This is a genomic window from Venatorbacter sp. C2-1 (assembly GCF_022832715.1).
GTDB lineage: Bacteria > Pseudomonadota > Gammaproteobacteria > Pseudomonadales > Oceanobacteraceae > Venatoribacter > Venatoribacter alkanivorans.
In genome coordinates this window covers 178,115-192,871 of the sequence record NZ_CP094879.1, presented here as the reverse complement: position 1 = coordinate 192,871, position 14,757 = coordinate 178,115, and the positions used below count along the sequence as shown (strand labels likewise).

Below are 14,757 nucleotides of genomic sequence, written 5' to 3'. Positions count from 1 at the left end.
GAGCGCATTATACGCATGCTCTGACAAACTTCCCCAGAAAGCGGTGCTATTCTTGATGACATTCGTTTCCCTTCTCCGGACTTGTCATGCCTCAGCAACTGTCGGAAGAGCAGATACTGCACATCATGCAGGGGATTAAAATCCCGCCACAGCCGCAGATTCTGGTCGATCTGCAAATGGAACAGTTTATGCCTGATCCGGATCTGGGCCGCATTTCCAAACTGATCAGTCAGGATGTTGGGCTGGCCGGTACGGTGCTTAAGGTGGTGAACTCTCCGTTTTATGGCCTTAAAAACCGTATTACATCCGTCGCTCAGGCGGTCAGCCTGATTGGTCTGAACAGTGTGGTTAACATCATCAATGGCTTATCCATTAAAAGTCAGATGAGCGACGAAACCATCGTGAATATGAACCGTTTCTGGGACACCGCGAATGACATATCCCAGGTAGCTACCGCCATTGCCAAACAGGTTGGTTATCCCAATCCGGATATGGCCTATCTGCTGGGTCTGTTTCATAACTGTGGTATTCCGCTGCTGATGGCACGCTTCGATAATTATCTGCAGGTGATGGAAGAGTCTTACGCCCACCCGGAACTGCGGGTGGTGGATGTGGAAAACCAGCATCTGAACACTAACCACGCAGTGATCGGTTATTACACCGCAAAATCGTGGAATCTGCCCAAGCTGCTGTGCGATGTCATTGCCGAACACCACAGCGCCTCGCGCTTTTTTGCCACCAATAATTACAAAGATTCGGAAGGAAAAACGCTGCTCGCCATTCTCAAACTGGCGGAGCATATCTGCGGAAATTACCGCATTCTTGGCCGTCAGTCAGAGGATCTGGAATGGCAGAATATCGGCAGTGAGGTATTAACCTATCTGGGTCTGGGTGAATACGATATCGAGCAGATGGAGGCTAATTTTGAAGAGCTGGGAATTGGCTACCGTAATTATAAATATTAGACCGGGCATCTGACACCCGGCCTGTACCGCAACCAATCCCTGTTATTTAATCCCGCGCGTTGATATAGGCCTGCTCACTCACCGCATGGTAAGCCTTCACCTGATCACGGTAATTTTTGTACGAGTTATAAACCTTCTGTGCCAGCGGATCAGCCGCCGACACTTCAGCCACTACCTGCTCCGACAACACCTGCAGTTTGCTCAGCACATCATCCGGAAATGCACGCACATCCACGCCGTGTTTTTCTTTCAGTTCAGTCAGCGCTGCCTGATTGCGCGTGGTGTACTCCGCCAGCATGTCTTCGTTAACCGCTTTGGTTGCCACCCGCACAATGGCCTGCAGATCTTTTGGCAGTTTTTCGAAGGCAGTTTTATTAATCACAAATTCCATCATCGAACCCGGCTCATGCCAGCCCGGGTAATAATAGTGCTTAGCAACTTTGTGTAAACCAAACGCCAGATCGTTATACGGGCCAACCCATTCGGTGGCGTCGATGGCACCGGTCTGCAGCGAGGTGAAAATTTCACCGCCCGGCAAAGTCACCGGCGTACCACCGGCACGGGCCAGCACTTCTCCGCCCAGACCCGGAATACGCATTTTCAGACCTTCGAGATCGGAGACGCTGTTAATTTCTTTATTAAACCAGCCGCCCATCTGCACACCGGTATTACCACCCGGCAGCGGCAATAAATTAAACGGCGCGTAAACCTCTTCCCATAATTGCTGACCACCACCGTACTGAATCCAGCCGTTCATTTCCTGCGCTGTCAGGCCAAAAGGGACCGAGGTAAAAAACTGTGCCGCTGCGGCTTTGCCCTTCCAGTAATACGCACCACTGTGACCCATTTCGGCTGTACCCTGAGATACCGCATCGAATACCTGCAATGCCGGAACCAGCTCACCGGCACCGTAGACTTTGATCTGCAGACGGCCGGCCGACATATCGTTCACCATCGTCGCAAAACGCTCTGGCGCCGTACCAAGGCCGGGGAAATTTTTTGGCCAGGACGTTACCAGCTTCCATTTAAAGGTTTGCTGCGGTGCGGCTACAGCGGCTTGTTCTGCATCTTTCTGGCAGCCACTGAGTCCGGCGATAGCCACTACGGACAGCAGCAGGGTCGTCAGGCGTTTCATATTCCGTTTGCTCCTTGTTATTGTTTCAACCGTATTGTGTTCTGAATTAAAGTGCATCCAGTTTGGCAAAGCTGGCCACCAGCCATTTGCTGCCGGCGTCATCAAAATTAACCTGCACCCGCAGACCGCTGCCCTGCCCTTCAAATTGCAGCACCGTGCCTTCACCAAACATTTCATGATAAACACGCTGACCCAAAGAATAAGGCAGATTACCGTGCACAAAAGACGGCTGCTTCATTCTTGCTGAAGGATCACGGGCCGTCAGCGGCCGGCTGACACTGTTTTTCAGCCGCACTTCGGCAATCAGTTCGGACGGGATTTCACGGATAAATCGCGATGGTGTGCTGTAATTTTCCTGGCCATGTAAACGCCGGCTTTCAGCATGGGTAATAATCAGTTTTTCCATTGCCCGGGTAATGCCGACATAGGCCAGACGGCGTTCTTCTTCGAGGCCTTCGGCTTCGTCCATCGACATTTTGTGCGGGAATAAACCTTCTTCCAGACCGGCCAGAACCACCTGCGGAAATTCCAGACCTTTGGCCGAATGCAGCGTCATTAACTGCACTGCATCTTCATACTCATCAGCCTGACCGTCACCGGCATCCAGTGCTGCACGGTCGAGGAATAATGCCAGCTCGTTGGTTTCGGCATCATCGTTGTCGTCAGCATTAAAGCCATCGTCGCTTTCAAACTGACGGGCGGCATTAATTAATTCTTCAAGGTTATCGAGGCGTGCCTGACCCTTTTCACCTTTTTCTTTTTTATGGTGCTCAATCAGACCGCTCTGATTAATGACCTGATCGACAATTTCATGCAGCTCCAGCTCGTCGATACCGACGCTCATTTCCTCGACCAGATCGAGAAAACTCTGCACCGCCGCACTGGCACGTTTCGGCAGCATGCCATGCTGTACCGCCGCCTCAGCCGCCGCCCATAACGAGCTGCCCTGATCGCGGGCATAGCTGCGCAGAATATCCACGGTTTTTTCGCCAATTGCGCGCGCCGGAACATTAATAACACGCTCAACCGATGCGTCATCCTGACGGTTCAGTAATAAACGCAGATAAGCCAGGGCATTTTTAATTTCCAGCCGCTCGTAGAAACGCTGGCCGCCATAAATGCGGTAAGGAATACCGGCACGCAACAAGGCTTCTTCCAGCGTACGCGACTGCGCATTGGAACGGTACAGCACGGCCATTTCGGCACGCTGACGGCCACTGCGCGCCCACTCATCGACCTGATCGGCGATGTAACGCGCTTCATCCTGCTCGTTAAAAGCGCTGTACAGCTGGATGGTTTCGCCTTCTTCACCTTCGGTGTGCAGGCTCTTGCCCAGACGGCCGGTGTTGTTGGCGATCACCGCGTTGGCCGCTTCCAGAATGGTTTTGGTCGAGCGGTAATTCTGCTCCAGCTTAATGAGCTCGGCACCGGGGAAATCGTGCTGGAAGTTACGGATATTATCGATATTGGCACCGCGCCAGCCGTAAATAGACTGATCGTCATCGCCCACCGCCATCACCGACACACGATTACCGGCCAGCATGCGGATCCAGGCGTACTGGATGTTGTTGGTATCCTGAAACTCGTCGACCAGAATATTGCGGAAACGCTGCTGATAATGCTCCAGTAAATCCGGGTGATGTAACCACAGTTCGTGCGCACGCAGCAGAATCTCACCGAAGTCCACCAGTCCGTTCAGCTGACAGTTGTCTTCATACAGCTGATAGACCTGTTGCATGGTGCGCGAGAAAGGATCGGCCGATGGCATCACATGCGCTGCGCGGCGACCTTCATCTTTCTGTTCGTTGATAAACCACTGAATCTGCTTCGGCGGATAGCGGCTGTCATCAATATTGTTGGCTTTCATCAGCCGCTTGATCAGCCGCTGCTGATCGTCGCTGTCGAGAATCTGGAAATGCTGCGGCAATCGCGCTTCACGCCAGTGCAACTTCAGCAGGCGGTGCGCCAGACCGTGGAAGGTTCCTACCCACAGGCCATTCGCCGGTATCTGCAGCAACTGCTCCAGACGGCCTTTCATCTCTTTGGCGGCCTTGTTGGTAAAGGTCACCGCCATCACCGAAAACGGCGAGACATTTTCCACCTGCAGCAACCAGGCAATGCGGTGCACCAGCACGCGGGTTTTACCCGAGCCGGCGCCGGCCAGCACCAGCTGATGGCGTGAACTTGCAGCCACCGCATTGCGCTGGCCATCGTTTAACTGATCGAGAAGTAATGAAATATCCATGGCGTGCGAGTCTATCAGATGCCGGGGTAAAAATGCTGCTGTTTTATACAGTATCCTGCCGTATTCGCCGCCGGTATTACGCCACCACTGCGGCCAGATTCTGTCTGCGGCCAGTATTCCATAGGCTTCACTGCAAAAAGCCCTTTATAATTCCTCACTTACCAGCCGACACCAGGAAATCCTGTTGTGAGAAACAGCCCGATTCTGGCCGAAATCGCCGCCGCCATCCCCAGCCTGCGCAAGTCTGAGGTAAAGGTTGCCGAGTACGTGCTGCGTGCCCCGCAACAGGTGATGCATATGCGCATCGTCGATCTGGCGCAGGAAGCACAGGTCAGCGAACCGACCATCGTGCGTTTCTGCCGTGGTATTGGCTGCAACGGCTTTCAGGAGTTTAAGGTTCGTATCGCGCAGGAAATGGCGATCACCAATAATATCGGCCAGTTCGCCATCATCGAAGACGACAGTATCGAAGATATCTGCGACAAGATTGCCGACACCACTATTCAGCGTCTGCATCAGGTGAAGACCCAGCTGCAAAGCACTCAGGTGGCCGCCGCGGCCAATGCCATCAGTAATGCCCGACGGGTAGAGTTTTACGGTTTTGGCGCTTCCGGGGCGGTAGCCATTGATGCCCAGCACAAGTTCTTCCGCCTGCAGGTGGCCACGGCTGCCTACAGTGATCCGCATATGCAGTCGATGTCGGCAGTCACGCTGAGCGAACAGGATGTGGTGGTGGCGATTTCCCAGAGTGGCCGCACCAAAGATCTGCTGCACTCGGTACAGCTGGCCCAGCAACACGGCGCTATGGTGGTCAGTCTGGCGCCCGCCAACACCGCTCTGAGTGCGGCCGCCGATCTGCCAATCAATATCAATATTGAAGAAGACACCGAACAATTCACACCAATGACCTCGCGCATCGCCCATCTGATGGTGATCGATATGCTGGCCGTTGCCGTAACCCAGCGCCGTGGACCCGAGTTTGCGGCACACCTAAATGCAATTAAGCGCAGTATCAAGTCTTTACGGCTGGAATCTGACTAACCAGTCAGGTTCCAGATTTTACGGTCAGACATTTTACGACGCAACTTCAAAATGCCGATAACTTTTTGCTCAGTACACTTCCTTTCGAATATCCCTCAATAAACAGCTGCGGATGCTATGCCACTATTTCTGCGGGCTGAGCGCCATAGGGGGTACTTTTGTACCGCCTGAGTGCCACTGAACAGAATTTGGCCTGAACAGCGTTTACTGTCATTCTTTTGCAACCAATAAAAAGAAAAATCACAGCAGGATTTACTGTGATCAACCAGAGGGAAAGATAATGGAAGCAGCAATGAAATTCGAAGCCCACGAAGAAGTTGTCTCCTTTGATCAGGAAGGCAAAGTCGTTGTTAATAAAGACTCCCAGATGTCAAAGAAACTGATGGCACGCCGTGCTATTGAAGCCCACCTGGAACGTAAGCGACTGGAACGCGATCTGGAAGATTTCTACGCCGAAGAAATCTGACTAAACAAAATCCAATAAAAAAGCCCGCATTCAGCGGGCTTTTTTATTTACTTATTCCTGCGACGTCGCAGACCGAGTAATGCCAATCCGGCAATCCACAACAACGAGGTATGACCGCCGTTAGAAATAAACTTCTCTGCAAACTCCCCGTTATCCGACTTCACAACAGGCCATGGTGTCATTTCTTCCTCATAACCGGAAACACTGTTATCTCCAAAGCCTTCAATGATAAACATCTGTCGGGTGCGGCTCGGGTTGCTGCCGGTATCCCAGTCAGCTGTACCGGAGAAAAGTAATGCATTGCCGTTATCTGCAAGAGTCAGATCTTCAACGTTACGGCTTTCATTGACTTCACTTACCTGATAACCGCGCTCACGCTTCAGATCATAAACATAAGCTTCCTGATTATTTGAATTATTGCTCAATCCGCGGTCATCGAGGCTGGCGGAGGAAACAAAAGCAACCCGGGAAGCATCACCCGACAACGAAGGTAATACAGAATCAAACAACGCGGAGTCTGTAATCTGCTTTTCAACTTCGCCACGGAATGAAGCCACGAAAATATTGTAGCGATTATTCGTACCCAGAAGGCTGGCATTACTGCTGAACGCTACTTTCTCACCATCTGCAGAGATAGTTACCTGCTTCGAATCACGGGCAGTGGCAATCGTAATCTGACGCTGAATGCCATTATTAATCGTGCCTGTAAATACCTGATATCTGTTCGTTGCATTCGCACCCAGCGGATTACCGTTAGCCGAAACGACAAAGCGCTCACCGTTATAATCAAGATCAACACTATCAATGCCATTGATATTGAAGTCGGTTAACTGGATCAGCTTTTCCCGCCCGCGGTGATAAGCGAATACTTCTTTACTGCCATCGGTGTTGCTTCCCAGCGGATTAATGCTGCTGACAAAAGCGATGACCTGACCATCATAATTAATGCTTAAGCGGCCTGCTGTCGTGTCTGCAATAGCATTGTAAGGGGCTCTGCTCAGGGTTCCCGAATCGACATCATAAATGTACAGCTCGTCGGTTACGCCTGTATTAGGAAATGTAGGATCAAGGCTGCTGTTACACAGTATTGCAACCGTACTGGCATCTCCTGAAATAACCACGTTATTACAGTTTCTGCCTGCCGGATTAACAGTCAGTTGCTGGTAACTGTCGAGGGTCCGGTTATACAGGAAAGCGTCATAAACCAGGTTTGATTTACCGGTACTGGCAAGATCTCTTTTGGAAAGTAGCGCAGCACTCTGCCCATCTGAGCTGAGAGATGGCGTACGGGAAATATCAGAACTGGAAGGTGTAATCTGCTCCAACTCGTAGGTGTACAAGCGCAACGTAATGGTGAATGCAGAGAAAGTATTATCCGGGCTGGATACACTGACGGTCACATCATAGAAACCTTCTGCATTCGGAGCTGAAGTCAGTTCAAGTGGCAATACGATGGTCGCCCCGGCATTAATTGAGAGATAACCCGGGCCAGAAACTGATACTGCGGTATTTCCACTGTGATAGCTGAACTGCATATCCTGATCCGTAGGCATAAAGCTCTTCAGATCAATATTCATTGTCCGCTGACTTCCGGGGGCAATCAATTCCACCGGTTTACCACCGTTATAGCTAAAACCAATTTCAGCCCGCTCATAACGAACAGCATAAGGCAGAGTAATACCAGGAACAGCATTCTGACTATTACCACCCACACCATAGTATAGCGATGTACCTACAGTGGAGCTGCCGGAAATCCCCGCAGAATAATTGCCATTGTCACCGTAAAGCTCCTGATAGTGAACTTCAGCAACCTCTTTGCCTTCATACAATTTGTACTGGAAAGTGTTGCGACCACTGTTGCTATAGGCAGGGACGTTTTTAAACTGAATAGTTAATACACGCTCCGGAGCTGTGCCACTGAGCAGATAGTGAACCGTGCCACCACTACCTGGATTAAGATCCTCCCACCAGGCAGCAATACCAACACCAAGTCGTGAAAAGGCATTGCTGCTAGGAATCACATAACCGGTGCAGCACCCCTGATTAGAACTTGTGAAAGAGATAAATCCATTAGAGCTTACATAAAGCTGTGTGTAATCAACACCATAGAATTTATAAGTAAATCCAATGCTGATTATCTTACTCTGATCGTCTCCCAAAGAGATAACGCCACTATCAGGGTTGGTGCTGATATCGTCAAAATCATAGGAAACTTCTGCCTCTGCAGAATCTATATAACGATAACCACCAGCATCAATGCCACTCTGGTAAGCAGAGACATTTGCCAGCGACATGCTTAAGAAAAAACCCAGCACAATCCGTTTCATGAAAACCCAGTCCTTTATCGAAGATAGGCAAAGTTATTTTGAATACACCGGTATTCAAAATAATTCTGCATTAAAGACGGGAGGGACCGGAGTCCCTCCCAATTTGCTTACTGTACGGTCAGTACAGGAACAGCAACGGCATCAACACTATCCCACAAGCTTGGGACTGCAGCGCTGAAACCTAAGGTCTCGGTGGTAGCAAAAGTACCAGCAGACATAGCGACAGTAACGGTCAGAGTTTTGCCATTGTTAGACAGCGTTCCGTTAGTTGCAGCACCATTATCCACAGTTGCAGCACCGGTATAGGTCATGATGGTCAACACATCAGCAGCATTCAGAGCAGTCTGGTTAGTACCGAAGGCATTACCCAGCATAGCGTCCAGATCAATTGCGTGACTGAAGGTATACGTCAGCGTGATGGTATTGACACCATTCGCAATCGCAGTTGCTACTGGCTGTGCAGTGATCTGCATGGCACCCAGGTTATCGAAAGCAGCGAAGGTCGGTGCCGTCAGGTTAGCAGCGTCATTAGCCCAGGTATTACCGAAGTCATCCTGTACATTGACGAAGCTCAGAGAACCGTGGAAACCAACAGTTGCACCAGCAAGGCTAACATCTGGCTCGTCATACTGAGCAAGGCCAAAGAGAGCTGCACGGTTAAGAGGCAGCATGTCATCAGCATTATCCGTGGTGAACGGAATGGTCAGCGTGGTACGAGAGGCTGCAGCCAGAGCATTATGAGCTGCGATAGTGTCTTCATCCAGGAAGATGTTTACACCACCCAGCGTCACAACCGGAATGGCAGTGTCGGTGCTGACTTTAACTGGTTCGTTAAAGGTCAGAGTCAATGCATTACCGGTATAAACCGCACGGGTCATTACTGGTGGCAGAGCATCATTAATCACAACTTTAGCATTTGCAGCTGCAGTTGATACATTACCAGCGCTATCAGCAACCAAATCACTAAAGTCGATCACCTTAGCGGTCTGACCATCGGTATTACCCAAAGTGAAAATGTTGTTAACACTGAATGCTGCAAGGTCGGCATTCACAACATCAGTATCGGAAGCGATAGTGATATCGTTCATGATCGTCCAGTTAGTCAGCGCGGCGCTGGCAGTATCAACAGGCTCGCTACCAACGGCAGGCTTGCTGGAATCTGCAGCCAGAGGCGCAACCCAAGCCAGATCCTCAGTAAAGGAAACAGCAATGGTACGGCTCATATCAGCACTCCAGGCTACATAAGCGGTCGCATCGTAGATTTCCAGTGCTGGATCAATGTAGAAATCACCGGTTGTGGTGTTTGTCTCATTGGACTCGTACAGGTCATCCAGAGATGGTGTTGCATCTGTATAGATATCCTGGTCGGCCAGCATGCCCGCATTGATGTTCAGCAGCGGGGTACCGATCAGCGACTGCGCATCCGGGTTCGCCAGCTCACCACCATTACCATACTGCTCACCAAATACAGTCGAGGTGGAAGTCAGATCCTGCTCACCATAAGAGTCTTGCAGGCCAGTTGTTACCGGAACGTTATCTGCCAGAGCAATGGAAGTTGTAGAGCCTTCATTACCGAAGTCATCCATTGACTGGATATACAGCATGTCACCTGGCTGAACTGCAGAAATCAGGAACGCAATATCTGTTGCAACGAAATCGGCATATTCACTACCAGTCGCAGGCTCAATTGTGCCGTAGCCCTGGTTGTTGGCAATAGTCGTAAAGTTCGAAGCAGTGTTGGTGGTTTTTGCATCCGGGCTGCTCTGCTCATCGATATCGATGTTGGTTGTTACAGCAGCACCATTGCGCTGGATCCAGTAGCGGTAAGTGGAAGCATTGCTTGGAGTAAAGCTAACACGAGCCACATCAACAAAGAAGTTACTGTTCAGGCCCAGGTTAGAAGTATCCGGAGTACCATCTTCATTTAACTGAATGATGGATGAGGCATCAACGATACCCGCTTTATCCAGTGCAACGACCAGGTTCGCCAGGCGCTCTTTGGTATCAATACCGGAAGCTGAATCGTCATCATCAGCACTGTTCAGCTGCTGTACGCCATTCAGAGCCAGTGCCATGTCAACGTCTGCGAATGCTGAGCTGGCGTTATCCAGATCATTAGCCAGACGTAATGGGCTGTCATCGGTGGTCAGCTGAGTCAGGTTGGTAACAACCGCCGCATTGATATTCAGCTCACGGTAAACTTCAACCTGAAGCTTAACGTAGTCGCTATTACCGTTAACATTATCAAAGTCGTAAGAAATGTCGTTAGCTGCAACGTTGCTGTCTTCATCCAGCAAGTTAGAAGAAGTGTCGCGGAAGTCTACTTTCAGCAGGTAAATATCGAGACGGTTACCGGCAACAAAATTGCTGTCCGCGGTCAGTGTCATTGAGCGCGCATCAGCTGCAACCGCAGTAGTTACATTCAGATAAGCACCAGCATCCAGATCACGTACGATGACAGAGTTTGCATCAATCATCGCGGCCTGCAGCTGCTCGCTGAAGTGCACAGTCAGCACATTAGTGGTGTCGTCATGCAGTTTTGCACGAGAGCCATTAGTGGCAACTTCTTCAATAGAGGTTACATATGGACGTGCATCGTCCGCATTTGTAATAACGCTGGCATAAACGTTACCTACGTGTACGGTTTCTACTTCATCATCAGTAGTAACACCGGTTGCACCAAAGTTATTGGCATCAACACCAGTAACAGCATAACCACCAACAATAAAGTTCAGGTCGGAGTCATTTGGTACACCAGCGATGGAGAAAGCACCATTGGCATCAGTAGTTGCAGGGTAGGATACGCTGGTGTAAGAGATAGCATTGCCGCCACCATTCGTGTGCGGACTGCCGTTAACGTCCTGCAGTTCCAGATTAATAGTCTGGTTAGCGATAGGAGCTTCAGTATCCGCATCGCGCAGCACACCAGTTACAGTGGCACCACCGGTACCAATTGCTGGTAATACTGCATCACCAGCAACTGCAGTAAAGCCATCAATAAAGTAGTTGGTTGAACCAGTATTGGTTTCGTCAGTGGTACCCTGATCACTGCGGCCATTATCAATAACAGCTGTCGGCTCAACAGTCACAATCGCACCGAGGAAACCAGCTGGCGGAACGATTGTTAAGCGGATATCACCACCAACGAAGTTACCTTTATCGGTAACGGTCAGGTTGCTGACCGGAACGTTACGCAGTTCATAGTTACCGCCAGCGCCTGTTGTGACTGCACGACCACCCACATAGATCTTAGCCCCTTTAACAGGATTACCATTGGTGTCGACTACAGTACCCATTACGGTACCGACTGGAGTCTGAACGTGCTCGGAGTTATTACCAACTTCAGCAGTTGTTACGGATTTGGCTTCATCACCCTCAAACAAACAGCCTGTCATCAGCGTTGTAGAGGAGACAAGAGCAATAGCAGCAGCCAGCTTGGCTTTTTTAAAAATCGAATGTTCCATCGGTTCCTTCCTAAGCAGAGAGTAAGCCATGGGGTATGGCGAATCAGAATGAAATCAGGGAAGGACGCTGGAGTACGCAGATGCGCAGATTCCATTGCGCAGCAAAAGAGACCATCCCTGTTCTCAAGAGCGGGCATTCTTGCAAATGACTGTCACGATTACGACATACCAAATGCCAAATACAGCACTTTAGCATTAGTACGTGTCACAGAATGTCTGATGTAGTTCACACTCTGTTTTCGTCCGGGTTTATTGCTCCAACAAAAAAAGCCGGTCAGTTTCCTGACCGGCTTTTTTATTTCAGCTCTTGCTGAGTGACCAATTATTTATTGGTGAACTCAGGGTAAGCTTCCATACCGCACTCAGACAGATCAACGCCTTCGTACTCTTCTTCTTCAGTCACACGCAGACCCATGATGACTTTCAGCAGCATCCAGGTGATGAAAGAAGCCGCGAATACCCATACAAAGATCGTTGCCGCACCCATCAGCTGACCGCCGAAGGTAGTGCCGTCTGCAGTTACCGGTACAACCAGCAGACCGTACAGACCAACCACACCGTGTACAGAGATAGCACCAACCGGGTCGTCGATTTTCATTTTATCCAGCGTCAGGATAGACAGTACCACGATCAGACCACCCACCAGACCAATAATGGTCGCAGCGAAAGGGGTTGGAGTATCAGGGCTTGCAGTGATAGCAACCAGACCAGCCAGAGCACCGTTCAGAGCCATAGTCAGGTCCGCTTTGCGGAACAGGATGTAAGCCAGAACCAGAGCACCGATCAGACCACCAGCAGCGGCGGCGTTGGTGTTCATGAACACAACTGCTACTGCGTGTGCATTACCGATGTCGCCCAGTTTCAGTACAGAACCACCGTTGAAACCGAACCAGCCCATCCACAGGATGAAAGTACCCAGGGTAGCCAGTGGCAGGTTAGCGCCAGGGATCGCACGGATTTCACCGTTAGGACCGTATTTGCCTTTACGCGCACCCAGCAGGATCACGCCAGCCAGCGCTGCAGCAGCACCTGCCATGTGTACGATGCCGGAACCTGCGAAGTCTTTGAAACCAAAGTCATCGCCCAGGCTGAACATGCCGAACACAGAAGCACCGCCCCAGGTCCAGGCACCTTCCATTGGGTAGATAACCGCAGTCATAACTACCGCAAACGCCAGGAAAGCCCACAGCTTCATACGCTCAGCAACAGCACCGGATACGATGGACATTGCAGTCGCTACGAACACAACCTGGAAGAAGAAGTCTGAAGCGCCAGAGTAGATAGAACCACCCTGGAAACCATCTTCACGTGCCGCGAAATCAGCCAGTACTGCAGCAGAATCCACTTCGGTGATACCAGACAGGAAGTAACCGCCGCCGTACATAATCTGATAACCACACACCAGGTACATGGTGCAGGCAATCGCAAACAGAGCGACGTTTTTAGTCAGAATTTCAGTGGTATTTTTAGAGCGGACCAGACCCGCTTCCAGCATGGCGAAACCTGCCGCCATCCACATTACTAACGCACCGCATACCAGAAAATAAAAGGTATCCAACGCGTACTGGAGTTCGAAAATATTATTTTCCATTCTAAGCCCCCCGCATAAGGCTCTGATTCATTTAATGAGGAAGGATCAGATCGCGTCTGCGCCGGTTTCACCGGTACGGATACGAATGACTTGTTCCAGGTTGGTAACGAAGATTTTTCCGTCGCCAATCTTGCCGGTGTTCGCCGCTTTGGTGATAGCTTCGATGACTTTTTCAGTCAGGTCGTCAGCTACCGCTACGTCAATTTTTACCTTAGGCAGAAAATCCACCACGTATTCAGCACCACGATACAGTTCAGTGTGACCTTTCTGACGGCCGAAACCTTTTACTTCGGTCACTGTGATGCCCTGAACGCCAATCTCTGACAGTGCTTCACGCACATCGTCGAGTTTGAATGGCTTAACCACAGCTGTAATGAGTTTCATAGAAAACCCCTTTGTTAAACGCTACGAGTTTAGGTTTTATTAATGGCCCATGCGGGGGCACGGGCCATTGTATGCTTTTTACATAGAGATAGGCAGGCTGTAAGAAACAACCACTTTCAGATCTTCATCGATACCGGATTCGCCTTTGTCCAGATCAGCGCTCTGATCGATTACTTTGGACAGAGTGAAAGCGATGTTGTCGTTAAAGGCATAACCTACATCCAGGTGGGTGTAGTCACTGTCATCGCCGTCATCGGCTTTACCCAGAGTCACAGAATAAGCATCCATCTCGTAACCCAGAGTCATGTAGCTGGAGTTATCGTCGCTTTCAGCACCAACTGGCTTGTAGTAAGCGAAAGAAGCGCCTTTGTAGCCCAGGCTGACAATGAAGTCAGAGGCATCGAAAGTGTTACCGCGATCTGCAGTGGTTTCTGCAGTCACGTCAGTGCCGGAAACGGTATAAGACGTTTCTGCAGCACTTGGGTAAACATAAGTCCACAGGCTTACGTCGTAGCTGAAGTCACCGATTTCAGCGCCGTAACCGATATACAGGTCATATTCCTGACCCAGAACAGCGTCACCACTGGAAGCCCATACACCAGCGTAAGCACCGGATGCACTAACAGTCAGATCACCAGATACAGCAGGAACACCGCTTGAGCCACTCAGATCCTGACCGCGCCACAGGTACATGTTGGCAACAGAAGCCGATGCAGAAACTTCAACTTCAGCCTGCGCAGTAGAAACAGCGGCCAGACCTGCAGTCATCACACCAGCCAGAGCGATTGCTTGAGACAGTTTTTTCATGGTTCTTTTCCTTCATCAGTTATTCAAAGCTTTTATTAAGTAAACCGGTGAGCGCACCGTTTTCTTTCTGTACTTACCTTGTACATGTCCTATAGCAGCGGCTGTGCCAACTTTTAAAAAATGCGGTTTTTCAGGGAGTTAGCAACAACCATCAGCTAAAAAGCCCTCATAGCAGTTCAACGGCGGTGCATCGGGCTGTTTTTCAGCCCCTTTTGGTGCACCTGCAAATCAGCATAGGCACTAAATTGATGCACGAGCAGGTCAGGGGAAATAAAACGGGGCAAAGGCCCGGATTGACATAAAGCAAAAGCATGGCGGCATCGCAGGTCACG

At 50.2% G+C, this 14,757-nt stretch carries 10 protein-coding genes; 3 read left to right on the top strand and 7 right to left on the bottom strand.

Going from position 1 to position 14,757, the window contains the following annotated elements; genetic code table 11:
• The first annotated feature begins 86 nt into the window (after positions 1–86).
• Positions 87–965 carry an HDOD domain-containing protein gene (locus MT343_RS00795; protein ID WP_145467039.1) on the top strand — a complete coding sequence of 293 codons (879 nt, stop codon included), beginning with the start codon at positions 87–89 and terminating at the stop codon, positions 963–965.
• Positions 966–1,011: 46 nt separating this feature from the next.
• Here the strand turns inward: MT343_RS00795 and MT343_RS00790 are convergent, their stop codons facing one another.
• Complete coding sequence (locus MT343_RS00790; RefSeq protein ID WP_145467041.1) at positions 1,012–2,100, bottom strand: TRAP transporter substrate-binding protein; 1,089 nt, start codon at positions 2,098–2,100, stop codon at positions 1,012–1,014.
• 46 nt (positions 2,101–2,146) lie between these two features.
• Positions 2,147–4,345 (bottom strand): DNA helicase II, encoded by a 2,199-nt coding sequence (uvrD, locus tag MT343_RS00785; protein WP_145467043.1) that lies wholly within the window; start codon positions 4,343–4,345, stop codon positions 2,147–2,149.
• Between the two features lie 186 nt (positions 4,346–4,531).
• Here uvrD and MT343_RS00780 point away from each other — a divergent pair, with 186 nt between their 5' ends.
• Positions 4,532–5,386, top strand: a complete 855-nt coding sequence (locus MT343_RS00780) for an SIS domain-containing protein (RefSeq protein WP_145467045.1) — start codon at positions 4,532–4,534, stop codon at positions 5,384–5,386.
• A gap of 280 nt (positions 5,387–5,666) precedes the next feature.
• Entirely contained in the window at positions 5,667–5,852 is a 186-nt protein-coding gene (locus tag MT343_RS00775; RefSeq protein ID WP_145467047.1) for a PA3496 family putative envelope integrity protein, read from the top strand.
• 47 nt (positions 5,853–5,899) lie between these two features.
• Here MT343_RS00775 and MT343_RS00770 read toward each other — a convergent pair whose 3' ends face one another.
• The 5 genes from MT343_RS00770 to MT343_RS00750 form a co-directional block, all read right to left on the bottom strand.
• Positions 5,900–8,179 carry a hypothetical protein gene (locus MT343_RS00770; protein ID WP_145467049.1) on the bottom strand — a complete coding sequence of 760 codons (2,280 nt, stop codon included), beginning with the start codon at positions 8,177–8,179 and terminating at the stop codon, positions 5,900–5,902.
• 107 nt (positions 8,180–8,286) lie between these two features.
• The gene (locus MT343_RS00765; protein WP_145467051.1) at positions 8,287–11,643 is read right to left on the bottom strand and encodes a carboxypeptidase-like regulatory domain-containing protein; all 3,357 of its coding nucleotides are present in this window, start codon (positions 11,641–11,643) and stop codon (positions 8,287–8,289) included.
• Positions 11,644–11,965: 322 nt separating this feature from the next.
• A complete protein-coding gene (locus tag MT343_RS00760) occupies positions 11,966–13,234 on the bottom strand; it encodes an ammonium transporter (protein WP_145467053.1) in 1,269 nt (422 codons plus the stop codon).
• Between the two features lie 45 nt (positions 13,235–13,279).
• The gene (glnK, locus tag MT343_RS00755) at positions 13,280–13,618 is read right to left on the bottom strand and encodes a P-II family nitrogen regulator (RefSeq protein WP_145467055.1); all 339 of its coding nucleotides are present in this window, start codon (positions 13,616–13,618) and stop codon (positions 13,280–13,282) included.
• A 78-nt stretch (positions 13,619–13,696) separates the two neighbouring features.
• Positions 13,697–14,425, bottom strand: a complete 729-nt coding sequence (locus tag MT343_RS00750) for a TorF family putative porin (RefSeq protein WP_145467057.1) — start codon at positions 14,423–14,425, stop codon at positions 13,697–13,699.
• Positions 14,426–14,757: the final 332 nt, after the last annotated feature.